The organism is Pseudoalteromonas sp. APC 3224, from assembly GCF_030407535.1.
In the GTDB taxonomy this organism is placed as follows: domain Bacteria; phylum Pseudomonadota; class Gammaproteobacteria; order Enterobacterales; family Alteromonadaceae; genus Pseudoalteromonas.
In genome coordinates, this window is sequence record NZ_JASDDF010000002.1 from 34,067 (window position 1) to 57,775 (window position 23,709).

Annotated in this window: 20 protein-coding genes; 8 read left to right on the forward strand and 12 right to left on the reverse strand. The window is 40.1% G+C overall.

Features of this window, described 5'->3' with window-relative positions:
• Nucleotides 1-34 precede the first annotated feature (34 nt).
• A complete protein-coding gene (locus tag QL989_RS01170) occupies nucleotides 35-1,660 on the forward strand; it encodes a M28 family metallopeptidase (RefSeq protein WP_290167562.1) in 1,626 nt (541 codons plus the stop codon).
• 88 nt (nucleotides 1,661-1,748) lie between these two features.
• Nucleotides 1,749-2,918, forward strand: coding sequence for a putative manganese transporter (locus tag QL989_RS01175; RefSeq protein ID WP_290167564.1), 1,170 nt, complete (start codon nucleotides 1,749-1,751; stop codon nucleotides 2,916-2,918).
• A gap of 79 nt (nucleotides 2,919-2,997) precedes the next feature.
• On the opposite strand, the gene QL989_RS01180 is transcribed toward QL989_RS01175, so the two are convergent.
• The 6 genes from QL989_RS01180 to seqA all read right to left on the reverse strand — a co-directional run bounded on the left by QL989_RS01180 (nucleotide 2,998) and on the right by seqA (nucleotide 10,398).
• Complete coding sequence (locus QL989_RS01180; RefSeq protein WP_290167566.1) at nucleotides 2,998-4,566, reverse strand: dihydrolipoyllysine-residue acetyltransferase; 1,569 nt, start codon at nucleotides 4,564-4,566, stop codon at nucleotides 2,998-3,000.
• Nucleotides 4,567-4,574: 8 nt separating this feature from the next.
• Nucleotides 4,575-5,552 (reverse strand): transketolase C-terminal domain-containing protein, encoded by a 978-nt coding sequence (locus tag QL989_RS01185; protein ID WP_290167568.1) that lies wholly within the window; start codon nucleotides 5,550-5,552, stop codon nucleotides 4,575-4,577.
• Nucleotides 5,552-6,766, reverse strand: a complete 1,215-nt coding sequence (locus tag QL989_RS01190) for a thiamine pyrophosphate-dependent dehydrogenase E1 component subunit alpha (RefSeq protein ID WP_008466734.1) — start codon at nucleotides 6,764-6,766, stop codon at nucleotides 5,552-5,554. Before QL989_RS01190 ends, QL989_RS01185 begins: the two co-directional genes overlap by 1 nt.
• 265 nt (nucleotides 6,767-7,031) lie before the next feature.
• Nucleotides 7,032-8,084, reverse strand: a complete 1,053-nt coding sequence (astE, locus tag QL989_RS01195) for a succinylglutamate desuccinylase (protein WP_075169178.1) — start codon at nucleotides 8,082-8,084, stop codon at nucleotides 7,032-7,034.
• An 82-nt stretch (nucleotides 8,085-8,166) separates the two neighbouring features.
• On the reverse strand, nucleotides 8,167-9,804 hold the full coding sequence (gene pgm, locus QL989_RS01200; protein ID WP_290167571.1) for a phosphoglucomutase (alpha-D-glucose-1,6-bisphosphate-dependent): 1,638 nt from the start codon (nucleotides 9,802-9,804) through the stop codon (nucleotides 8,167-8,169).
• Between the two features lie 9 nt (nucleotides 9,805-9,813).
• On the reverse strand, nucleotides 9,814-10,398 hold the full coding sequence (gene seqA / locus QL989_RS01205) for a replication initiation negative regulator SeqA (RefSeq protein WP_010390110.1): 585 nt from the start codon (nucleotides 10,396-10,398) through the stop codon (nucleotides 9,814-9,816).
• A gap of 314 nt (nucleotides 10,399-10,712) precedes the next feature.
• Between seqA and QL989_RS01210 the strand changes: the two genes are divergently transcribed.
• The 5 genes from QL989_RS01210 (at nucleotide 10,713) to fur (ending at nucleotide 13,244) form a co-directional block, all read left to right on the forward strand.
• Nucleotides 10,713-11,480, forward strand: a complete 768-nt coding sequence (locus QL989_RS01210; RefSeq protein WP_290167575.1) for an alpha/beta fold hydrolase — start codon at nucleotides 10,713-10,715, stop codon at nucleotides 11,478-11,480.
• A 95-nt stretch (nucleotides 11,481-11,575) separates the two neighbouring features.
• The gene (locus QL989_RS01215) at nucleotides 11,576-11,797 is read left to right on the forward strand and encodes a DUF2788 domain-containing protein (RefSeq protein ID WP_008113777.1); all 222 of its coding nucleotides are present in this window, start codon (nucleotides 11,576-11,578) and stop codon (nucleotides 11,795-11,797) included.
• 2 nt (nucleotides 11,798-11,799) lie between these two features.
• The gene (ybfE, locus tag QL989_RS01220) at nucleotides 11,800-12,078 is read left to right on the forward strand and encodes a LexA regulated protein (RefSeq protein ID WP_008113775.1); all 279 of its coding nucleotides are present in this window, start codon (nucleotides 11,800-11,802) and stop codon (nucleotides 12,076-12,078) included.
• A 13-nt stretch (nucleotides 12,079-12,091) separates the two neighbouring features.
• Nucleotides 12,092-12,619, forward strand: a complete 528-nt coding sequence (gene fldA, locus QL989_RS01225) for a flavodoxin FldA (protein WP_008113772.1) — start codon at nucleotides 12,092-12,094, stop codon at nucleotides 12,617-12,619.
• Nucleotides 12,620-12,800: 181 nt separating this feature from the next.
• Nucleotides 12,801-13,244: a ferric iron uptake transcriptional regulator gene (gene fur, locus QL989_RS01230; RefSeq protein ID WP_010390113.1), complete on the forward strand. Its 444-nt coding sequence runs from the start codon at nucleotides 12,801-12,803 to the stop codon at nucleotides 13,242-13,244.
• A 65-nt stretch (nucleotides 13,245-13,309) separates the two neighbouring features.
• Here the strand turns inward: fur and glnS are convergent, their stop codons facing one another.
• The gene (gene glnS, locus QL989_RS01235) at nucleotides 13,310-14,974 is read right to left on the reverse strand and encodes a glutamine--tRNA ligase (RefSeq protein ID WP_054200997.1); all 1,665 of its coding nucleotides are present in this window, start codon (nucleotides 14,972-14,974) and stop codon (nucleotides 13,310-13,312) included.
• Between the two features lie 216 nt (nucleotides 14,975-15,190).
• Between glnS and QL989_RS01240 the strand changes: the two genes are divergently transcribed.
• Entirely contained in the window at nucleotides 15,191-16,261 is a 1,071-nt protein-coding gene (locus tag QL989_RS01240; RefSeq protein ID WP_290167580.1) for a DUF3083 family protein, read from the forward strand.
• 88 nt (nucleotides 16,262-16,349) lie between these two features.
• Here QL989_RS01240 and sucD read toward each other — a convergent pair whose 3' ends face one another.
• The 5 genes from sucD to QL989_RS01265 form a co-directional block, all read right to left on the reverse strand.
• Nucleotides 16,350-17,222, reverse strand: coding sequence for a succinate--CoA ligase subunit alpha (gene sucD, locus QL989_RS01245; RefSeq protein WP_008464054.1), 873 nt, complete (start codon nucleotides 17,220-17,222; stop codon nucleotides 16,350-16,352).
• Nucleotides 17,222-18,388 (reverse strand): ADP-forming succinate--CoA ligase subunit beta, encoded by a 1,167-nt coding sequence (gene sucC, locus QL989_RS01250; RefSeq protein ID WP_008464053.1) that lies wholly within the window; start codon nucleotides 18,386-18,388, stop codon nucleotides 17,222-17,224. The genes sucD and sucC overlap by 1 nt, the downstream gene beginning before the upstream one ends.
• Before the next feature lie 176 nt (nucleotides 18,389-18,564).
• Complete coding sequence (odhB, locus tag QL989_RS01255; protein WP_290167583.1) at nucleotides 18,565-20,082, reverse strand: 2-oxoglutarate dehydrogenase complex dihydrolipoyllysine-residue succinyltransferase; 1,518 nt, start codon at nucleotides 20,080-20,082, stop codon at nucleotides 18,565-18,567.
• Nucleotides 20,083-20,085: 3 nt separating this feature from the next.
• The gene (sucA, locus tag QL989_RS01260; protein WP_075169173.1) at nucleotides 20,086-22,905 is read right to left on the reverse strand and encodes a 2-oxoglutarate dehydrogenase E1 component; all 2,820 of its coding nucleotides are present in this window, start codon (nucleotides 22,903-22,905) and stop codon (nucleotides 20,086-20,088) included.
• An 86-nt stretch (nucleotides 22,906-22,991) separates the two neighbouring features.
• Nucleotides 22,992-23,708, reverse strand: a complete 717-nt coding sequence (locus tag QL989_RS01265) for a succinate dehydrogenase iron-sulfur subunit (RefSeq protein WP_010390121.1) — start codon at nucleotides 23,706-23,708, stop codon at nucleotides 22,992-22,994.
• Between the last annotated feature and the right edge of the window lies 1 nt (nucleotide 23,709).

A 23,709-nucleotide genomic window follows, 5' to 3' on the forward strand; every position in this document is an offset into this window, starting at 1 on the left:
TACTAGGGCCACTTAGAACAAAAAAAGAGCCAATATGAAACGTTATTTTTCTTTGTCCTTAATCACAACCGCGATTCTAGCGGGTTGTGCAACAACAAGTATCACTTCTGACGATGTCGCGAAAGGCTATAACAGCATTCAAGCCGATGAAATTGCTAAGCATGTAAAAGTGTTAGCTTCTGATGAATTTGGTGGTCGTGCTCCTTCATCTGAAGGTGAAAAGCTTACGCTTAACTACTTAACAAAAGAATTTACTGCATTGGGCTTTGAACCGGGTAACGGTGATAGTTTTTTCCAAGAAGTCCCGCTTGTATCATTAGAAGCAGACTCTGACATGGTGCTTAATATTGGCGGTAAAGACTACCAATACAAAAAAGACATGGTAATGGGTAGTAGCCGTATAAGTGCGCAAGAAGGGATTGAAAATTCAGAGCTGGTATTTGTCGGCTACGGTGTTAACGCACCTGAATATAATTGGAATGATTACGAAGGCCTAGATGTTAAGGGTAAAACCGTCGTGATGCTGGTAAATGATCCTGGTTTTGCAACTAAAGATCCAAACTTATTTACCGGTGATGCCATGACCTATTACGGGCGCTGGACTTATAAATACGAAGAAGCAAGCCGTCAAGGTGCAGCGGGCGCTATTATCATTCATGAAACGGCTCCTGCTTCTTACCCTTGGTCAGTGGTTGAGAACTCGTGGAGTGGCGAGCAGTTTGGTTTTGTAAAAGATAATAACAACATGGATCGTGTTGCTGTTGAAGGTTGGGTTACTGTTGATGTAGCAAAAGAGCTATTTACTAAAGCAGGTCTTGATTTTGATACTGCTAAAGCAGAAGCAGCTAAAGGCGCTTACCATGTAGATATGGGCGATTTAGCTGCCACTGTGAATGTAAAGAATACCATCAAAAAATCGGTATCTTATAACTTTATTGCCACTCTTCCTGGTAGTAAAACGCCAGATGAGCATATTATTTACTCTGCGCATTGGGATCATTTAGGAACGGATAAAAATCGTAAAGGCGATCAAATTTATAATGGTGCCCACGATAATGCGACAGGTACAGCCGGTATGATCGAAGTGGCTGAAGCCTTTACTAAACTAGGTAAACGCCCTGACCGTTCAATGACCTTTTTAGCGGTAACCGCTGAAGAACAAGGTTTGCTTGGCTCAAAATATTACGCCGCTAACCCGGTTATTCCGGCAAATAAAACCGTTGCTAATATTAATATGGATAGCTTAAACCTATTAGGAAAAGTAAAAGATATTAGTGTGGTGGGTATTGGTAAATCGCAAATGGATGAAATACTAGCAACGGCAGCTAAAGAGCAAGGCAGGACAGTATCAGGCGATCCTAAGCCATCTTCAGGTGGTTACTACCGCTCAGATCACTTTGCCTTTGCCAATATGGGTGTACCTGCTATGTATGCCGGTGGTGGTTCAGAAGCATTTGACGAAGAAACGGCTAATTATCGCAAGCGTATGAGTTTAGTATTGCGCGGTTGTTACCACCAGCCTTGTGATAGATATCGTGATGAGTGGGATTTATCAGGTGCGGTTCAAGATTTACAACTATTTTATAAAGTAGGTTTTGATATTTCACAGCAAACTCAATGGCCTACTTGGAATGAAAACTCAGAGTTTCAACGTAAATAAGCGTTTTCAAGCAATCACCTAAATGATATTGATTATCATTTAATAAAATAGTACAGTGCGATCTAGTTTTTTAATTAGGTCGTACTGTATGTTTTTAACAGAACATTTGGGAGTTATTTCGCCAGCTGCAAAACGTGTTTTTCATCAAAATAAACGCCTAATTTTACCACTGTTAATTTTAGTTTGTTTAGCCCTGCCCAGCTTACGCACTATAACAATCACTGCACTTAGTGATGCTTTTTTTCAAGTCAGTGTGTTTGTTGCTGCGACCCTATTTATTTACTACTACGCGATTGATCATTTACCCCAACTAGAGCTTCGTTATCTAAATGCTAAGTCTCCTGTATTAGAGGTCAGCTTTGCTGCTTTTTTAGGTATGCTGCCAGGCTGTGGTGGTGCAATCATTGTGGTTACCCAATTTACCAAGGGACAAGCAAGCTTTGGGGCTATTGTTGCGGTATTAACGGCTACAATGGGTGATGCGGCATTTTTATTGTTAGCTACCCGCCCTACTGACGGGTTATCGATAATGGCAATAGGCTTAGTCGTTGGAACGCTAACAGGCTTACTGGTTAATAAACTACATAAAACGGGTTATTTATGCCCTACCAATCAAAAGCAAACACAGCCAGTGACTGTATTGCCAACCAAAATAATAAAATTGAGCAAGCCTATTTGGTTAATGGCTATTATTCCTGGGTTACTGATTGCTTTTATACTGGCGTTTAATATTGATTTAAGCCAATTTGGCAATCATGTAGTAAATGCGGTCAGTTTTTTTGGCGCATTAATGGCATTGTTTGTGGTGTTTATGTGGGCGCTATCATCAAAAGGTGAAAGCTATAAGGAAGTGACCTCAGAAGACGATCTATGCAGCCCGCCTTCAAAAATAACAAAAGTACTGCAAGATACTCATTTTGTAACCGCGTGGGTGGTTGCCTCCTTTATATTATTTGAACTACTGGTGAGCGTGTTTGGTCTTGATTTAAAAACATGGTTTGTAAATTATGCCTATTTAGCGCCGTTAATTGCGGTATTAATTGGCTTCTTACCCGGTTGTGGACCGCAAATCATTGTCACCACGTTATACATTCAAGGCGTGATACCGTTTAGTGCTTTAGCAGCGAACGCGATTTCTAACGATGGCGATGCGCTTTTCCCTGCCATTGCTATGGCACCCAAAGCGGCCATTATTGCCACACTATATACCGCAGTTCCGGCGTTATTAGTTGGATATGGACTGTATTTTTTCAGCTAAATCGGTCTACCTTTTATTCATTACTTTTCAAGATATAAAAAAACCAGCTAATAAGCTGGTTTTTTATTAATGAAAAAAATTAGCGCATTGCCATCATCATTTTAGCTGGCTGCTCTAAGTATTCTTTCCATAAATTATTAAAGCGCGCTATCGTGCCGCCATCAATTACACGGTGATCACCTGACCAACTTACTTGCATAATTGCACGTGAAACTACCTGCCCATGCTGATCAAAGCGTGGAAGGTGCTGTAATTTACCAAGTGCAACAATGGCGACTTCTGGCTTATTTATGATTGGCGTTGCAATAGTGCCGCCAATTGCACCAATGTTAGAAATGCTAATAGTACCGCCCTTTAAATCATCAGGTGCAACTCGCCCTTCGCGAGCAGAATCAGTAAGCTGAGTTAAACTGTTAGCAACCTCTACAATGCTTTTAGTTTGACAAGCTTTAATATTAGGCACTAATAAGCCCACTTTAGAATCTACCGCAACCCCAATATTATGATCGTCATAGTAAGTAATTTCGCTACAATCATCATTTACTTTTGAGTTAAGTACTGGAAATTGACTCATTGCCAACGATAACGCCTTAATAAAGAATGGCATCATAGTTAACTTAACGCCCTGAGCTTTATATTGCTCTTTTAGATCTGCTCGAAGTGCAATTAAATCAGTTAAGTCAATTTCATCACTGTAGGTAAAGTGTGGAATAGTTGAAACCGACGCCACCATTTGTTTTGCCATTGCCGCTTTAATGCCTTTAATCGCTTCTGTTCGCGTTCCACCTGTGCTCGTTACATGTTCAGTAATGCTGATTTTTTTACTCTCAGAAGCTTGTGGTTTATTAAGCTCAGAAGTATCCATACCAGATGGCACTTCATTTTTTATAAACGCTTCAATATCTTGTTTATAAATACGACCATTTTTACCACTGCCTGGTACGCAAGTTAAATCTACATCAAGCTCTCGCGCTTTACGTCTAACCGCAGGTGAGGCAACTGCTTTTTCGTTAACAATCGCAGTTTGTGTTTGTTTAGCCGGTGAATCGGTAGTTGCATTGCTTTGTGCTTTTACGACCGCTTGATTAACATCAACATCTTCTTTTGCGGCTTGACCTGCTATGGTCATTTGAAACAACGGGCTATGTACTTTGGCAATTTCACCTTTTTGATAATATAGCTTTTGTACAGTACCGGTATATTTAGCCGGTATCTGTACCAACGCTTTATCAGTCATTACATCACAAACAGCTTGGTCTTCTTCAATCTCATCGCCTTCTGCTACTAACCACTCTACAATTTCACACTCAACAATACCTTCACCAATATCGGGTAAGATAAAATCTTCTAAGTGTTCACGAGTAGATGTTGGTGCAGATGATGTTTCAGTCTTTTCGCTGGGTGCTTCCCCGGCAACATCCATTGCAAATAACGGCGCATGTACTTTAGCAATATCGCCTTTTTTGCAATGTAGCTTAGTGATCACCCCATCATGTACCGCAGGAATTTGCACTAAGGCTTTATCTGTCATCACATCACAAATAGGCTGATCTTCTTTTACTGTATCACCTTCTTGCACCAGCCATTCGACTACTTCGCATTCAACAATGCCTTCACCAATGTCGGGTAATATAAAATCTTTAGCCATGGAAACCCCTAAAAGTTCACTGATTGTTTAATTGCGGCCATTACTTTCAATGCATCTGGAACATATTCTTTTTCAAGCGCCAGCGGGTATGGTGTATCTAAACCACAGACACGTAAAATAGGTGACTCTAAATGCAAGAAACACTCTTGAGCGATGGTTGCCGCAATTTCGGCGCCAAAACCATTAGTAATAGGTGCTTCATGACTAACAATAAGCCGACCCGTTTTTGTCACTGATTTAGCAATGGTTTCAACGTCCCATGGTAGAATACTGCGAAGGTCAATCACCTCACAGCTAATACCTTGCTCGCTGGCTTGTTTAGCGGATGCTTCTACTATTTCCATTTGTGCGCCCCACGCCAATAAAGTAACGTCAGTGCCCTCTTGAACTACCTCAGCTTTACCTAGTTCAATGCTGTAATCTTCTTCTGGCACTTCACCCGTAGATGCACGATATAAACGTTTTGGCTCAAAAAATAGCACTGGGTTATCGTCTTTAATACATGCGCGAAGTAAGCCTTTAGCTTGATAAGGGTTACGTGGCACGACAATTTTTAACCCTGGTGTATGGGCAAAATACGCTTCTGGCGATTGCGAGTGATACAAACCACCAGCAATACCGCCGCCGTAAGGTGTTCGTATTGTTAGATTACCCACGTTGAATTCATTACCACTACGGTAGCGAAACTTAGCAGATTCATTCACTATTTGGTCAAACGCAGGAAAGATGTAATCAGCAAATTGAATTTCTGCAAGCGCGGGTGCACCAAATGCAGCCAAGCCATTAGCAAAACCTAAAATGCCTTGCTCTGTAAGCGGCGTGTTGAATACACGGTGCTTTCCGTATTTTTCTTGTAAGCCTGATGTTGCTCTAAAAACGCCGCCAAAATAACCCACGTCTTCACCAAAAATACACGCTTGAGGGTGTTCATTCATGGTGATATCTAAAGCAGAATTAATTGCATGTAGCATGTTCATTTTAGCCATTACTTAATTCTTCCTGCTGTTGTTGGATAGGCATCAGGATGAGCTTTTATATGTGTTTTAAGCTCATCATATTGGCGTTGTAAAGATGGAATTGGCGTGTCATACACATCAGAAATTAATTCTTCTAAGGCTGGTTTATCAATTACTTCAGCGCGTTTAAGCGCCGCTAAAATATCATCACGAATTGTTTCTTTGGCTTTTATATCTTCAGCATCATCTAACCAGTTTTGTTTCACTAGCCATTTTCTAAAGCGCTCAATTGGGCACGCTTTATAGTTTGCTTCTTCGTCTTTTGAACGGTAGCCACTAGGGTCGTCTGATGTTGAGTGCGCCCCTAAACGATAGGCTATCGATTCAATCAGTACAGGTTCACCTTGAGTTGCTGCAATTTCTCGGGCTTTTTTAGTTGCTGCATAAACAGCGAGTGCATCGCTGCCATCAACACGTATGGTTTTAATACCATACCCTACGCCACGCGATGCAATACCATCACCTTTAAATTGTTCATCAGCTGGGGTAGAAATAGCATAACCATTATTACGTGCAAAAAAGATAACCGGTGCCTTGTGCACTGCAGCCATGTTAAGACCTGCGTGAAAATCACCTTCTGAAGCGGCACCTTCACCAAAATAACAAATGGTGACGTTATCAATAGTGCTTGCTAGTTCACCTGTTTTAGCATCGATATGTTTTACTTTTTGACCGTATGCATAACCGGTGGCCTGTGGGATTTGAGTTCCTAATGGCGATGAAATTGTCATGTAGTTAAGTGCTTTAGAACCGTAATGGATCGGCATTTGACGGCCTTTACCAAGATCTAGTTCGTTAGAAAACATCTGATTCATAAATTGGTCAAGCGTAAAACCACGGTAGTGCAACGCCGCTTGCTCACGGTATTGCGCCATAATCATATCATCTTGATCAAGGGCTGCCGCAGAGGCTGTTACCGCCGCTTCTTCACCTAAACACTGCATGTAAAAGCTAACACGGCCTTGGCGTTGAGCACCCTGCATACGTTCATCCAATAAACGAATGAAACGCATGGTTTCGTATAATTTAATAGCGGTTTGTTTAGAAATGTCAGGTGCAGGAGCACTAGGATGAATGTCGCCGTCCTCAGTTAAAATACTAAGGGTTGGAATATTAAGCGCGTGACCGTCGATAAACTCAAGCTCATGGTTAATATTCAGCGATACGTTATTGGGATTACTCATAACCTACCTTCTCTTGTTGTCGGTATCACAGTGCCCCTTTAAATTATTATTATGGGTGATTGTTGCTGAATAAACTTTGCAACATCTGCACTGTATTTAATTAAAGCTGCCAACACTTTACGTTAACGTAAAGTGTTATTCAACAAAACTGTGACCAAACAAAAGTAAATATTGAGCAAAAAACTGGCAAGTTAACTATACATATAATTAACCACTTATTAATCAGTTGGTTAAACTTTCATAACAAGTGGTCTGATGTGTTGAATTAGCTAAAACGACTATCCACCTGCATAGGCACAACCGTTAATAGTGCACGTTGTCCAATAGCAACTTGTGCGTTAGGAAAAATAATCGCTTCCCCTTCTACGTCCGCATAAATTGCATTATCACCATCAGTTGCTAAAAGCTCACCCTTTGCAAAGCCTGTAAAGTTCTCGGCATCATCAGAAAACGGGAAGCTAAAGTTTTGCTCTGTGCGGTTAATTGTGCGATGAACAGAAAACAACTCAAAGTCACTTGCATTAAATTTAGGGTATTCCACTTCTTTTTGACTAATTAATGCAGTTAATGTTTGCTTAGTTTTTGCAAAGCGCGACATGTCGTTTTCACCAAAGGGTTTTACTTGCCCAAGCTCAACGGTAAACGAATCAGCCCCATGCACAAACGATGAATAGTAGCTAAACGTGGTAGCGGGTGATTTCATCATTAATACCGTATTAACCCCGCAACTCAATAAAAACTGCAGTTGCGACTTTTTCCAAGGCTTGCCATGTAAAAATGGGTAAACAGCAAACTTCTCATTTTTAGAACCACGAATAGCGGTATGTAAATCATAATGACAGCGATACGTGTCCTGCTCTGAGCGTGCATAAAAATCGCTAACGTACTGTTCAAGTTTTGCAGCACGAATACGTTCGTCGTTCATTGCGATGCCATCAACAGTGTGGTGCCCATTAAATAAGCGATTTAAGTTCTCTTCTACAAAGCGTTTACCAATATTAATTGACTGAGGGTTACCAAAAATAAATAAAACCCGTTGTTGTAATTCAAGTTTTCCACTAATAATGTGTTTAATCAGTTCATCGCAAATTTCTATAGGGGCTGTCTCATTGCCATGAATTGCACTTGAAAGCACCACATTCTTTGACGTTATACAATCAGGCTCAAATTCAATTACACCGGTATCATGCACGGTTACTTGCGTATTATTATTAAGAGTAAATTGGCCTGCATCCAAATGCCATTCATGGTTTCGAGAAAGCGTTAAAAAATCACCATCATGTTTTAATTGATTAATATATTCTGAAGTGGCTGACATCACTATAAAGCCCTTTTTGTTTTATAAATTGTAGATACAAAAACGGCTGAATAAATCAGCCGTTTTTAATTTTAATTGCAGATTAGCTAATTACTGAATCAACCAGTTTTTTAGCTTCTTTTTCTAATAAGGCTAAATGCTCTTCGCCTTTAAATGATTCTAGATATATTTTATATATATCTTCAGTACCTGACGGACGAGCAGCAAACCAGCCACTTTCAGTTACTACTTTTAATCCACCAATTGCTGCATTATTACCTGGCGCATGAGTAAGCTTTTGCATAATTGGCTCACCGGCTAAGGTATCTGCTTTTACGTCATTTGCACTGAGCGCTTTTAATCGTGATTTTTGCTCAGGCGTCGCTGGCGCATCTAAACGTTTATAAATTGGTGCACCAAATTCTTGCTCTAGTTCTTTATATAACGTAGACGGTGTTTTACCTGTAACTGCAAGAATTTCAGCGGCAAGAAGCCCCATGATAAAGCCATCTTTATCTGTACACCAAACGCTGCCATCAAAACGTAAAAAAGCAGCACCAGCACTTTCTTCACCACCAAAAGCCAACTTGCCTTTATTTAACCCCTCAACAAACCATTTAAAACCAACCGGCACTTCTTTAACTTTACGCTTATTACGCTCAGTGACTTTATCAATCATTGAGCTAGAAACGAGGGTTTTACCAATTTCAACGCTGGCATCCCAGTCACGATGCGTTAGTAAGTAATCAATGGCTACTGCTAAAAAGTGATTTGGATTCATTAATCCATCAGGTGTTACTATGCCATGACGGTCATAATCTGGGTCATTGCCTATCGATAGATCAAAATCATCTTTAAGGGCAATTAAATTCGCCATTGAATAAGGTGATGAGCAATCCATACGAATTTTGCCATCTTTATCAAGTGGCATAAATGCAAAACGCGGATCAACACTGTCATTTACAACGGTTAAATCTAGATTGTATTTTTTCGCAATCACTGGCCAAAAGTTGATGCCTGAACCACCTAATGGATCAATACCTACTTTAATACCAGCATCACTAATCGCTTTTAAGTTAACAATGTGTTCAAGATCATTAATGTACGGTGTCATTAAATCTTCATAGCGGATAAAACCAGAACGCGACGCTTTAGCAAATGGAAACAGTTCTACTTCAACTAAGTCTTCCATTAAAAGCTGATTGGCTCTATCTTCAATCCATTTTGTTACATCTGTATCTGCAGGGCCGCCATTAGGTGGGTTATATTTGAACCCGCCATCTTCAGGAGGATTATGAGACGGAGTAACAACAATACCATCGGCTAATTCATTTGGGTGATTTTTATTATAACTAACAATAGCGTGGCTAATTACCGGCGTTGGTGTGAAGTCGCCATTTTCTTGGGTGATCACTTGCACTTCGTTAGCAACCAGCACTTCTATCGCTGAGTTAAAGGCGGCTTCGCTTAATGCGTGGGTGTCTTTACCCAAAAATAATGGGCCAAATATATCGTTTTGCTTTCTGTAATCACAAATAGCTTGGGTGATTGATAATATGTGGGATTCATTAAATTTCACATCATATGCACAACCACGATGCCCTGAGGTGCCAAAGGCAACACAATGCTCAGGGTTTTGCTCTAGATCAGGCTCATTTAAATAATACGCAGACACTAACTTTGGTACATTCACTAAAACCGATTGTGGTGCAGTTTTCCCTGCGCCGGAATGAATTGCCATGGTATTTCCTTAAAGATAATCACGAATTTTTTCAGCTTGCTCATTGCTATAGCCCAAGCTAAGTGCAACTTCATGCAGCATCATTTTTTTACGTGTAGTATTTGAATTAGTCATCACCCAATATTCACTATCGGTGATGTTTTTAGGGTTCATACTACTACCGCTATTCACTAAGTCTTCTTTACTGGTCGCAAAATAAACACGATCGCGGCCTTTGATATCAAGCACTGCTGAAAAGTCAGTTTTGTGCGTTCGGTAAAATGCACTTAATATAAATAAGAAACGACCAACAACACCTTTTTGCATTGCCAGCTCTTCTTTATTTAAAATATTAAATACGTTCGCATTCTTTTTATTTACCGGCGGTTTCGCCACAGAGGCTGGCTGTTCAACGGCAGCAACTTGTTGTTCTTCAGATGGATTAGACACACTAACAGTTTCATTTTTATGATCAGTGTCTGATTTTGTAGTGTGAATTTTTTCGCCGCTGAGATTTAATAAACGACGTAAAATAGTCGATGCACTTTCACCAATACTCTGGGTATTGCTAGCAATGTACTGATATAACTCGTCGTCTATGTCGATTTGTTTCATGTTCTTCCTGTCATTACGGGTCACATTTTTCTTTCGATATGATTATACCCAAATCACCTCAAGATGCGAGCGTCGTTGGAATTAAAAGCGATATTAGGCAAGACAATATTGCAAATAATAGTCGTTCTATTATTAAAAGCTATGACAAGTATAAATCGCTTTTAAACCCTCACTGCCTTAACATAACTATAATTAATAATGACCAAATAATCAGAGAGCTAGGTATTTTGCATCCAGCGTTTAAATAATATCTGTATTTTTTGCTTTTTTAGTTAATGCTCGGCAAACTATGCGCAAAATTATGGGAGACGTTTATGCAATTAAATTACAAACAAATTGGTCAAGGTCCTGATGTTGTTTTGATCCATGGACTGTTTGGCTCATTAGAAAACCTTAATGTGATTGCAAAACCATTAAGTGAACACTTTTGCGTAACCAATGTCGATTTACGTAACCACGGCCTTTCCCCACACAGTGATGAAATGGATTACCTAGCCATGGCCAATGACATTGTGGAATTAATGGCGAAATTGAAAATACAAAAAGCCCACCTTGTAGGGCATTCCATGGGCGGTAAAGTGGCAATGCAAGTTGCATTAACCCATAGCGAATTGGTCAATAAATTAGTGGTACTTGATATCGCCCCAGTTAGCTACCCGGCTCGTCATACCCAAATCATTGAGGCATTAAATGCAGTAAAAAATGCCTATATTAGTGATAGAAAGCAAGCTGATTTAGTAATGCAACCGTATATAGAAGAGTTAGGAGTACGTCAGTTTTTATTGAAGAGTTTATATAAAAATGATGCAGGGAAATTTGTATGGCGATTCAATTTGTCAGTGCTTGATAATAAATATTCAACAATTACCGACAACATTAATGCAAATAATTCTTGTTTATGCGAAACTCTGTTTATTAAAGGTAATGACTCTGACTACATATTAGCTGAGCACCGTGAAGCAATTAATTCGCTGTTTAAAAATGTAAGTGCAAAAATCATCCATGGTGCGGGTCACTGGTTGCATGCCCAAAAACCACAGGCTGTAAACAAAGCAATCAATGATTTTTTAACTGCAGTTTAATGTTATTTTTGTGGCGTGTTTTTGATTTATCACACTAAATAATTAAAGATTTATGTGCTATAGTACGCGCCGTTTAATTTAAAGGTTATACGTCGATGGTCAGTCAGTTTATTAACGAATTTGATACCTTAGGGTTGTATTTTGGCTTAGCAGGTATTTTTATTTTTATCGGCTTGGCAATTAAAGACGTACTGAAAAGCGGCAATGTGCCTAAATTTGGTCGTTATATTGTGTGGCTGGTACTTTTTTTAGGTTGCTCTGGCTTTATTGCCAAAGGACTTATTCAGGTATTTTGGCAAGGTGCGGGTGTAGGTTAAGCATGGCCAAGTCAGAAACAGATAGAACAACGCTTGATTTATTTGAATACGAGAAACGTCCAGGTAGACCCAAAACCAATCCCCTTCCACGGGATATGCAGTTAAAGGTCAATAAACGTAATCAAATAAAAAGAGATAAAGCACGTGGCTTAAAGCGTGTTGAATTTAAAGTTTCGTCACAGCTGTATCAGGCTTTGAGTGATATGGCAGATGCACAAAATATTAGCCGTAGTGCGTTGATCGAAACAATTTTACAAGAAAGATTGGCTATTGATAGATAAAAGGTTTAAATCCATGGCAAGTGTAGGCATTTTTTTCGGAAGTGATACAGGTAACACAGAACACGTAGCAAAAATGATCCAAAAAGAATTGGGTAAAAAGCTCGTTGCTGTGCATGACATTGCAAAAAGCTCTAAAGAAGAGATAGCTGAATTTGATCTGATCTTATTCGGCATTCCAACTTGGTACTATGGCGAAGCGCAGTGTGATTGGGATGACTTTTTTCCTGAGCTTGAAGAAGTAAGCTTTGAAGGTAAGCTAGTGGCTATTTTTGGCTGTGGCGACCAAGAAGACTATGCAGAATACTTCTTAGATGCAATGGGTATGATCAACGATATCGTGACAGAGCGTGGTGCTATTGTTGTTGGTCATTGGCCAACAGACAGCTATGATTTTGAAGCATCAAAAGGTATGGCGGATGACAAGCACTTTGTAGGCTTAGGGATTGATGAAGACCGCCAGCCTGAATTGACTGAGCAACGCGTTAAACAATGGTGTGCTCAGGTATATGATGAAATGTGCTTAAGTGAGTTAGCAGATTAACCCTCCCTTTTTATGCTAACTGTTTAAAATATTATCAAACAGTTAGCATTTTCCGCGTTAATATTGATATAGATCAATTGTTCTTTGCACTTCCTTCAAAGGCACGTTATCCTAACTGTTATTGTGACGAGTACATCTTGCAAGATGTCTAGTATAACTAAATAAAATTGAGACAGATTTAATGACTGATCATAACTTGGAACTTAAAAAAGCCGGGCTAAAGGTAACTTTACCGCGTATTAAAATTTTAGAGATTCTTCAATCTCCAGATAACCAACACATAAGCGCTGAAGATGTTTACAAGGTTTTATTAGATCTAGGCGAAGAAATTGGTCTTGCGACTGTTTACCGTGTTTTAAATCAATTTGATGATGCGGGTATTGTTAGCCGTCATCATTTTGAAGGTGGCAAGTCTGTATTTGAACTTTCTGGCAGTACTCACCATGACCACTTAGTGTGTTTAAAGTGTGGCAAGGTTGTTGAGTTTGAAGATGACTTAATTGAACGTCGTCAACTCGAGATTGCTGAAGAAAACGGTATTAAGCTAACTAACCACTCTCTTTACCTATACGGTGAGTGTGAAGATAAAGACGCATGTAAGGCGTTTGCACAAAACAACAGTTAATTTTTATTAATTGCATAAAAAAACCTGCTAAAAGCAGGTTTTTTTGTGTCTAAAATAGAACAGAATTACTTCTGATCTATTTTAGCCCATGAGTCGCGCAGACCCACAGTTTGGTTAAATACCACATTCTCAGATTTACTATCACGAGAGAAGTAACCAGTACGCTCAAACTGGAAACCTTGCGCAGGCTGTGAATTTGCCAGTGAAGGTTCTAGTTTTGCATTATTAATAACAACTAACGACTCTGGGTTTAATGTGCTTTCAAAATCTTCTGCTGCTGCAGGATTAGGCACACTGAATAAACGGTCATATAAACGTACTTCCGCCGTCACTGACTCAGGTGCTGACACCCAATGAATCACCCCTTTTACCTTACGCCCATCGCTTGGGTTTTTACCCAATGTTTCAGGATCGTAAGTACAGTAAATAGTGGTAATTTCACCGTTATCGTCTTTTTCAACACGCTCTGCTTTAATTACATAAGCGCCACGTAAGCGTACTTCTTTATCTAGTACTAAACGTTTGAACTTATTGTTTGCTTCTTCGCGGAAATCTTCACGTTCAATAAAAATTTCACGGGTAAAAGGCACATCACGACGACCCATTTCTTCTTTATTTGGGTGATTAGCAACAGACAATGTTTCAACAGTGTCGGCTTCATAATTCTCAATAACGATTTTAACCGGATCAAGTACAGCCATAGCACGCGGTGCATTTTCGTTTAAATCATCACGGATACACGCTTCAAGCATACCCATTTCAACCATATTTTCTTGTTTAGTAATACCAATACGTAAACAAAACTCACGAATTGAAGCCGGTGTATAACCTCGACGACGAAGACCCGCAATCGTTGGCATACGCGGGTCATCCCACCCTTCTACCTTGTTATTTACCACTAAGTCATTAAGCTTACGCTTTGACATAATTGTGTATTCAAGGTTTAACCGTGAAAATTCAATTTGCTGTGGGTGGCATTCAAGGCTGATGTTATCAAGTACCCAGTCGTAAAGACGACGGTTATCTTGGAATTCTAAGGTACATAATGAATGTGTTATACCTTCTAACGCATCAGAAATACAATGCGTGAAGTCGTACATTGGGTAAATGCACCATTTATCAGCTGTTTGGTGATGATGTGCAAAACGAACGCGGTAAATAATTGGATCGCGCAGCACCATAAATGAGCTGGCCATATCAATTTTAGCACGTAGAACACATTCACCTTCTTTAAATTCACCATTGCGCATCTTTTCAAATAATGCGAGGTTTTCTTCAACCGAGGTATCGCGATAAGGGCTATTCTTACCTGGCTCTTTTAATGTGCCACGGTATTCACGCGCTTGATCGGCAGTTAAAAAACACACATACGCTAAACCTTTTTCAATTAGCTCTACTGCATAGCCGTAAAGCACATCAAAATAGTTTGACGAATATTTAATCTCACCATCCCAATTAAACCCTAACCACTGTACGTCTTCTTTAATTGAATTAACGTAGTTAATATCTTCTTTTTCTGGGTTTGTATCGTCAAAACGAAGGTTACATAAACCGTTATAGTCTTTGGCGATACCAAAATTTAGGCAAATTGATTTTGCATGGCCAATATGTAAAAAGCCATTTGGTTCTGGTGGAAAACGGGTATGCGTTGTGGCATGTTTTCCACTTGCTAAATCTTCATCAATTCGGGTTCTAATAAAGTTACTTGGGCGATTCTCGATTTCCGCCATAGGAGTATAAACCTCTGTATATTGCGTGATAACAAAACTAATGCATTATTACAAAAACCAAGCGTAACATACAGTAATAGATACGGGTTTATGTTGGTAATTAACAAAGTTTGTTTAATAAGGGATAGTTTATGAACAAAATTTGTTTTAGCGCAATATTTAAGTCATCAAAGCATTCTATAGTATAAAAATAAACCCAACTTACAGGAACGAAAGATGGCTTCATTAAATCAACACCGTGTTTATATCCCAAGCAATGCTAGAGCAAACCATTATTTATTAGCTGAAATCACGCCAAACGATGAGTTTTATAAGAGCTTTAGTAATATTAATGCGTGTTATCAGCGTATTGCTCGCCAACTATTTGCTGCTTGTGATGAATATGAACTTCACAATGTGCATTTACTCGCCAATGATAAACTGCCGGTCGTGCGATTTCATGATGAGTCTTATCAACTTGAAACCGATAAGCAAATGTTGTTTTTCTATAATCCTCGTTACCATGAAGCACATAAACTTCATTACACCGAAGATCAGCAAAGCAAAAAGATTCGCTTACTGTTTTTAGCCACTGGGGATGATATTCGCGCTCACTCCGCCCAATTCCATAATAATGTACAAAAAGTTTTGGATCTTTTACAACAGCAATTATTTGTAGAGCAACCAAGCTTTAAATTACGTGATCATCAGCATTTGACCTATGATTTATTCGCTAAAGAAAAAGGTAATAAAGAAAGTTACGGTTATAAATTAAGAAGTTTATATCCTCGTTATCAATCAAGACAATGCGAGATACCAAGCACACACGCAGAAATGACCTATGTCACTTTTTCGATACCGATAACTCGTAATATTAAAACGCAGTTTCAGAGCGAGGTTAACAGCCAAACTTATCAGCCGTTCTACACCCACTTTTCAAAACTATTTACCCAGTTATGTGAAGACAATAAACTCACCCACGCTGCAATGGTTGCTAATGGCGCAATGCCAATAATACGCAACAGCCAAGTCGATAGAAATGAAGGAAATGAAGAGCTACAAAAAATTAGTTTTGATATAGAAGATTCAACCCCACAAATAAAAGTATTTTTTGAAGCCGATAAATTAGTCGAAACACTGCATTTTGTCATTGTGGCAGCTGAGCATAATAAACATGAAATTGGCTATGGTCGCTTTATGAACCAAGTAGAAAAAACTATTCATGGATTATGCGATGAGTTAGCAATTAATAAGCAACGCCAAGACTTATCAGTACGCTTTTTTCAGCATATAAGTTACCCATATTAATTAAGCTGAACTGTTGTTAATTAGTTACCTGAACTCTAGATAACAAAAAGGCTCGCAATTGCGAGCCTTTTTAAAGAATAAACGCTAATTACCAGCCTGTTTTTTCTTTAAGTGCTTTACCGATTTCAGCAAGTGAACGTACAGTTTTTACGCCCGCAGCTTCTAATGCAGCAAACTTCTCATCAGCAGTACCTTTACCACCAGCGATGATTGCGCCAGCGTGACCCATACGCTTACCTTCTGGTGCAGTAACACCAGCAATGTAAGAAACAACAGGTTTAGTAACGTTAGCTTTGATGTACTCTGCAGCTTCTTCTTCTGCAGTACCACCAATTTCACCAATCATTACGATTGCTTCAGTTTGTGGATCTTTTTCGAACAATTCTAGAACGTCGATAAAGTTAGTACCAGGAATTGGATCACCACCAATACCAACACAAGAAGACTGACCAAAACCAGCATCTGTAGTTTGCTTAACTGCTTCGTACGTTAACGTACCAGAGCGAGAAACAATACCTACTTTACCAGGCTTGTGAATGTGACCAGGCATGATACCAATCTTAGTCTCACCAGGAGTGATAACACCTGGACAGTTAGGACCAATCATACGAGTACCTGTTTGATCTAGTTTAACTTTAACGTCAACCATATCAAGTGTAGGAATACCTTCAGTGATACAAACAATCAGCTCGATACCTGCATCGATAGCTTCTAAGATTGCATCTTTACAGAAAGGTGCTGGTACGTAAATCACAGATGCAGTTGCACCTGTTGCTTCTACAGCGTCACGTACTGTGTTAAATACTGGAAGACCAAGGTGCGTTTGACCGCCTTTTCCTGGGCTTACACCACCAACCATTTGTGTACCGTACTCAAGCGCTTGCTCTGAGTGGAAAGTACCTTGACCACCAGTGAAACCTTGACAGATAACTTTTGTATCTTTATTGATTAATACAGACATTATTTGCCCTCCGCAGCAGCAACAACTTTTTCAGCCGCGTCTGTTAATGATTCAGCAGCGATGATGTTAAGATCAGACTTAGCAAGTACTTCACGGCCTAATTCAGCATTAGTACCTTCTAAACGTACAACTACTGGAACTGTTACACCTACTTCTTTAACTGCGCCAATGATGCCTTCAGCAATCATGTCACAACGAACGATTCCGCCGAAGATGTTAACTAAAACAGCTTTAACGTTGTCATCTGAAAGGATGATTTTGAATGCTTCAGAAACACGTTCTTTAGTCGCGCCGCCACCAACATCTAGGAAGTTAGCTGGCTTGCCACCGTGTAGGTTTACGATGTCCATAGTACCCATTGCTAGGCCTGCACCGTTAACCATACAACCTACGTTACCATCTAGGGCTACGTAGTTAAGCTCGAAGCTTGCTGCGTGAGCTTCACGTGCATCTTCTTGAGATGGATCGTGCATTTCACGGATTTTAGGTTGACGGTAAAGTGCATTACCATCGATACCAATTTTACCATCTAGACAGTGAAGGTTACCTTCATCTGTGATTACTAGTGGGTTGATTTCAAGTAATGCGAAATCGAAATCGTTGAACATGTTGCCAAGACCCATAAAGATCTTAACGAACTGTTTCATTTGTGTTGGGTTAAGACCCAATTTAAAACCAAGCTCACGAGCTTGGTAAGCTTGAGGACCTACTAAAGGATCAATCTCAGCTTTGTGGATAAGTTCTGGTGTTTCTTCAGCAACAGTTTCAATTTCAACGCCGCCTTCAGTAGACGCCATGAACACAACTTTACGAGAAGCACGGTCAACAACAGCACCTAGGTACAGTTCGTTTGCGATATCTGTACAGCTTTCTACTAAAATTTTAGCAACTGGCTGGCCTTTCTCGTCTGTTTGGTAAGTAACTAGGTTTTTACCTAACCAGTTAGCTGCAAACGCTTTAACTTCGTCGATAGTTTTAACTAGCTTTACACCGCCAGCTTTACCACGTCCACCTGCGTGAACCTGAGTTTTAACAACCCACATATCGCCGCCAATTTTTTCAGCAGCTGCTGCAGCTTCTTCAGGTGTATCGCAAGCGAAACCTTGAGAAACTGGTAAACCATATTCGGCAAAAAGTTGTTTTGCCTGATACTCATGCAAATTCATGATGCTTTATCCAATTTTTTATATTAAAAGAGCTGAATATTTATGCAAATAAACAACTATCCCAAATTGCGTGCCTAGTATAGATCTCATGGCGCTACATGAAAACCCCAGTATGACCTTAGGCGCAAAAAAAAAGCTGTGATTTTAACTCACAGCTTATATTTCATACTACTTAATTAAACATCTAGCAGTAAACGTGTTGGATCTTCAAGTAACTCTTTAATTGTTACTAAGAAACCAACTGATTCTTTACCATCGATTTGGCGATGATCGTAAGATAACGCTAAATACATCATAGGTAAGATTTCAACTTTACCATTAACAGCCATTGGACGATCTTGGATTTTGTGCATACCTAAGATTGAAGACTGCGGTAAGTTAATGATTGGTGTTGATAGTAATGAGCCGAATACACCACCGTTAGTAATAGTGAAATTACCGCCAGTCATGTCGTCAAGTGTTAGCTTGCCATCACGACCTTTAAGAGCTAGTTCACGAATACCTTTTTCGATTTCTGCAACTGATAATTTGTCACAATCTTTAAGTACTGGCGTTACTAAGCCACGTGGCGTAGAAACAGCAATACTGATGTCGAAATAGTTGTGATAAACAATATCATCGCCATCAATTGATGCATTTACATCTGGGAAACGCTTTAACGCTTCAGTTACCGCTTTAACGTAGAAAGACATGAAACCTAAACGGATACCGTGACGCTTTTCAAATACTTCTTGGTACTGCTTACGAAGATCCATTATTGGCTTCATATTAACTTCGTTAAACGTTGTTAACATTGCAGTTGAATTTTTCGCTTCAAGAAGACGATTAGCAATCGTTTTACGTAAACGTGTCATAGGCACACGTTTTTGAGTACGGTCACCCATTGGTGCTGCTGGTGCTGCTTCTGCTTTTGCTGCTAGAGCAGGTGCTTTTAAGAATTGATCAACATCTTCTTTAGTCACACGGCCATTTTTACCTGAACCTTTGATTTTTGAAGCATCAAGGCCTTTCTCAGCAATTAAACGACGCACTGATGGCGTTAGCACATCTGAACTATCGCTTGAGCTTTCTTCTTTGGCTGCTGGTGCATCCGCTTTAGCTTCAGATTTAGCTGGTGCAGCGCCTGCTTTTACCTTACCAATTACTTGCTCACCAAGAACGGTATCGCCTTCGTCATGGATTATTTCACCCATAACGCCGTCTTCTTGGGCAACAACTTCAAGTACAACTTTATCTGTTTCAATATCTACCAAGTTTTGGTCGCGTGTTACCGCGTCACCTGGTTGAACATGCCAAGTAGCAATTGTTGCATCTGCAACTGATTCTGGAAGTACAGGTACTTTAATATCCACTTCTTTACCTTCTGATGCTGGTGCTGATTGCGCCGCAGGCGCGTCTTCTGATTTATCTGATGCTGAGTCATCTTCTTTTGACTCTTTAGTTGCCGGTGCTTCATCTGCATCGCCAATTAAACCGATCACTTGGTCGCCAAGTACCGTAGCACCCTCTTCTTGTGAAATTTCAGTGATTACACCATCGTTTTGTGCAACCACTTCTAAAACCACTTTGTCTGTTTCAATATCTACTAAGTTTTGGTCACGGCTTACTTTGTCGCCAACACTTACATGCCATGTAGCAACGGAAGCATCTGCAACCGACTCAGGAAGAACAGGAACTTTAATCTCTGTGCTCATTGCTTATCCTTTCTTTTCTATAGTAAGCGCGTCGGCAACGAGCGCTTGTTGTTCTTTAGTATGTACTGACATATAACCACATGCAGGTGATGCTGAAGCTTTACGACCAGCATATTTTAATTTTGCATCTTGTGGAATTGCATCAATAAAGTGATGTTGAGAACAATACCAAGCACCTTGGTTTTGCGGCTCTTCCTGACACCATACAAAATCAGTAACATGCTGATAACGTTCAATAATCGTCTTCATTTCGTCATGTGGGAACGGGTATAGCTGTTCAACACGAACAATAGCAATGTTGTCTTGCTCAAGTTTACGACGCTCTTGTAATAATTCGTAGTAAACTTTACCACTACAAAATACAACACGTTCTACTTTCTTAGCATCAATATCATCAATTTCATCGATCACATTGTGGAATACGCCCTCTGATAGTTCTTCAAGCGATGATGTAGCTAATGGGTGACGAAGCAATGATTTTGGCGTCATAACAATCAATGGGCGACGAAGAGGTCTAACCGATTGACGACGCAGCATTGCATAAACTTGTGCCGGTGTAGATGGTACACATACTTGCATATTATGATCAGCACACAGCTGTAAAAAGCGCTCAAGACGTGCAGAGCTATGCTCAGGACCTTGGCCTTCATAACCATGTGGTAGCAAACATGTCAGGCCACATAAACGACCCCACTTTTGCTCACCTGAACTTAAGAATTGGTCAAAAACAACTTGTGCACCATTGGCGAAATCACCAAATTGCGCTTCCCATAAAACAAGTGAAGTCGGCTCTGCTGTTGCATAACCATATTCAAATGCTAATACCGCTTCTTCAGATAGCACCGAATCAAATACTTCAAACGTACCTTGATCTTCACTAATGTTTTGCAGTGGTAAGTATGTTGCACCGTCTTGTTGACCGTGAACAACGGCATGACGATGGAAGAAGGTACCACGGCCAGAGTCTTGACCTGTTAGGCGAATATCAGTGCCTTCAGCTGCAATAGTTGCATACGCTAAAGTCTCTGCCATACCCCAATCAAGTGCTTTTTCACCGGCTGCCATAGCTTTACGATCATCGTATATTTTCTTAACACGAGATTGCGCTTTGTGGTCTTCAGGGTAGCTTGCGACAATGTTACCGAGCTCTTTAAGTTTCTCTACAGAAACGCTAGCGTCGTAGTCAACATTCCAATCATGGCCAACGTATTTAGCCCAATCAGAAGAATGTGACGTTTCTGGTTGAATTTCTTCAACTACACAGTTGCCATCATCTAAGCCATTACGATAATCATCAGCAAGTGCTTTCACTTCGTTTTCTGTGAAAGAACCTTCCGAAATTAACTGATCTGCATAGATCAAGCGAGGAACTGGGTGTTTTTTAATCTTTTGATACATAACAGGCTGTGTAGCATTAGGCTCATCAGCTTCGTTATGGCCATGGCGACGGTAACAAACAAGGTCAATCACAACGTCACGCTTAAACTGGTTTCTAAAATCAAGCGCTAATTGCGTAACAAACGCAACCGCTTCAGGATCATCAGAGTTTACATGGAAGATTGGTGATTGAACCATTTTTGCAATATCAGTACAGTAATCAGTAGAGCGAACATCGTCTTGCTTGCTTGTTGTAAAACCAACTTGGTTATTAACAACAATACGAATGCTACCACCACAACTAAATGCATTAGTTTGTGATAAGTTAAACGTTTCTTGTACTACACCCTGACCTGCGATTGCAGAGTCGCCGTGAATAGTAATAGGAAGTGCTTTGCTGCCAGTTTTGTCGTTTAGACGATCAAGACGTGCGCGCACAGACCCCATAACCACAGGATTAACGATTTCTAAGTGCGATGGGTTAAACGCAAGTGCCATATGCACATTGCCACCTTTGGTCGCGAAATCCGAAGAGTAACCCATGTGATACTTAACATCACCAGAGCTTAAAGTATCTTTGTGTTTACCAGCAAATTCATCAAATAATTCTGATGGATTTTTACCAAGTACATTCACAAGTACGTTCAAGCGTCCGCGGTGAGCCATACCGATTACGGCTTCTTTTTGGCCACTTTCACCCGCGCGGTGTATAAGCTCTTTAAGCATAGGAACTAACGCATCGCCACCTTCAAGTGAGAAACGCTTAGCACCTGGGAACTTAGCCCCTAAATATTTTTCAAGACCATCAGCCGCTGTCAATCCTTTAAGGATGCGTAGCTTTTCATTTTTATCGAATTTTGGCCTAGACTGAACAGACTCTAAACGCTGTTGTAACCAACGTTTTTCTTCTGTTGATGTGATGTGCATATACTCTGCGCCAATAGAACCACAATAAGTAGTTTTTAGTGCTTGGTATAACTCACCTAAAGGCATAGTATCGCGGCCTACGGCAAACGATCCTACGTTAAATTCGCGGTCAAAGTCAGCATTTGATAAGTCGTGGTATTCTAGCTCTAAATCTCGTACACGTTCTCGTTGCCAAATACCTAGTGGATCTAGGTTTGCATTTTGGTGTCCACGAAAACGGAAAGCATTAATAAGTTGCAGAACTTTAACCTGTTTAAGGTCGCCGCCACTGCCCTCTGCTACCACCACTTCTCTATGCTTGTTTTTAGCAAGCGCCGCAAATTGTGAACGAACTTCTGAATGTTTTACTTCAACATCCACACCATCAACTTTTGGTAATTGTTCGAACACTTCTCGCCATTCTTCTGGCACCGAAGTCGCATCGTCTAAATACGCTTCATAAAGCTCTTCAACATAAGCAACGTTACCGCCGTTTAAATGTGAAGATTCTAGCCATGCCTTCATCACACCTTCGTGCATTTATAAGCCCTTTTTTTTAGCGCAGAAATTAATAGTTATATAACAAGATGGCTAATAAATATTAGCCATCTTTCGTCTACTAGAAATTAAACCGAGCGGTTTAATAACATAGATTTTATTTGCCCAATTGCTTTAGTCGGGTTAAGACCCTTAGGACAAACGCTAACACAGTTCATGATACTGTGGCAACGGAACACACTGAATGCATCGTCTAAGTCAGCTAAACGCTCTTCTGTTGCAGTATCTCGGCTATCAGCTAAGAAACGGTAAGCATGAAGAAGGCCTGCTGGACCTATAAACTTATCTGGATTCCACCAGAAAGAAGGACACGATGTAGAACAACATGCACATAAAATACACTCATAAAGCCCATCTAATTTATCACGCTCTTCAATAGATTGAAGACGTTCGCCTGCAGCAGGCTCGTCATTTATTAGATACGGTTTTACTTTTTCGTATTGAGTGTAGAACTGACTCATGTCAATAACAAGGTCACGAACAACAGGAAGTCCCGGTAATGGACGTACTACGATTTTACCTTTGCCATTTTTTTGTAGCGTAGATAAAGGAGTAATACATGCTAAGCCGTTCTTACCATTCATGTTTACACCGTCTGAACCACACACGCCTTCACGGCATGAACGACGGAATGATAATGTAGGATCTTGCTCTTTTAATAATAAAAGTGCATCCAATACCATCATGTCTTGGCCTTCCTCAGTTTGCAAAGTGTATTCTTGCATACGAGGTGCGTTGTCAACATCCGGATTGTAACGATAAACTGAAAATTGTACTTGTGCCATC

Coding starts and splice junctions, on each gene's coding strand:
- QL989_RS01170 (WP_290167562.1), top strand. CDS start 35: ATGAAACGTTATTTTTCTTTGTCCTTAATCACAACCGCGATTCTAGCG.
- QL989_RS01175 (WP_290167564.1), top strand. CDS start 1,749: ATGTTTTTAACAGAACATTTGGGAGTTATTTCGCCAGCTGCAAAACGT.
- QL989_RS01180 (WP_290167566.1), bottom strand. CDS start 4,566: ATGGCTAAAGATTTTATATTACCCGACATTGGTGAAGGCATTGTTGAA.
- QL989_RS01185 (WP_290167568.1), bottom strand. CDS start 5,552: ATGGCTAAAATGAACATGCTACATGCAATTAATTCTGCTTTAGATATC.
- QL989_RS01190 (WP_008466734.1), bottom strand. CDS start 6,766: ATGAGTAATCCCAATAACGTATCGCTGAATATTAACCATGAGCTTGAG.
- astE (WP_075169178.1), bottom strand. CDS start 8,084: ATGTCAGCCACTTCAGAATATATTAATCAATTAAAACATGATGGTGAT.
- pgm (WP_290167571.1), bottom strand. CDS start 9,804: ATGGCAATTCATTCCGGCGCAGGGAAAACTGCACCACAATCGGTTTTA.
- seqA (WP_010390110.1), bottom strand. CDS start 10,398: ATGAAACAAATCGACATAGACGACGAGTTATATCAGTACATTGCTAGC.
- QL989_RS01210 (WP_290167575.1), top strand. CDS start 10,713: ATGCAATTAAATTACAAACAAATTGGTCAAGGTCCTGATGTTGTTTTG.
- QL989_RS01215 (WP_008113777.1), top strand. CDS start 11,576: ATGGTCAGTCAGTTTATTAACGAATTTGATACCTTAGGGTTGTATTTT.
- ybfE (WP_008113775.1), top strand. CDS start 11,800: ATGGCCAAGTCAGAAACAGATAGAACAACGCTTGATTTATTTGAATAC.
- fldA (WP_008113772.1), top strand. CDS start 12,092: ATGGCAAGTGTAGGCATTTTTTTCGGAAGTGATACAGGTAACACAGAA.
- fur (WP_010390113.1), top strand. CDS start 12,801: ATGACTGATCATAACTTGGAACTTAAAAAAGCCGGGCTAAAGGTAACT.
- glnS (WP_054200997.1), bottom strand. CDS start 14,974: ATGGCGGAAATCGAGAATCGCCCAAGTAACTTTATTAGAACCCGAATT.
- QL989_RS01240 (WP_290167580.1), top strand. CDS start 15,191: ATGGCTTCATTAAATCAACACCGTGTTTATATCCCAAGCAATGCTAGA.
- sucD (WP_008464054.1), bottom strand. CDS start 17,222: ATGTCTGTATTAATCAATAAAGATACAAAAGTTATCTGTCAAGGTTTC.
- sucC (WP_008464053.1), bottom strand. CDS start 18,388: ATGAATTTGCATGAGTATCAGGCAAAACAACTTTTTGCCGAATATGGT.
- odhB (WP_290167583.1), bottom strand. CDS start 20,082: ATGAGCACAGAGATTAAAGTTCCTGTTCTTCCTGAGTCGGTTGCAGAT.
- sucA (WP_075169173.1), bottom strand. CDS start 22,905: ATGCACGAAGGTGTGATGAAGGCATGGCTAGAATCTTCACATTTAAAC.
- QL989_RS01265 (WP_010390121.1), bottom strand. CDS start 23,708: ATGGCACAAGTACAATTTTCAGTTTATCGTTACAATCCGGATGTTGAC.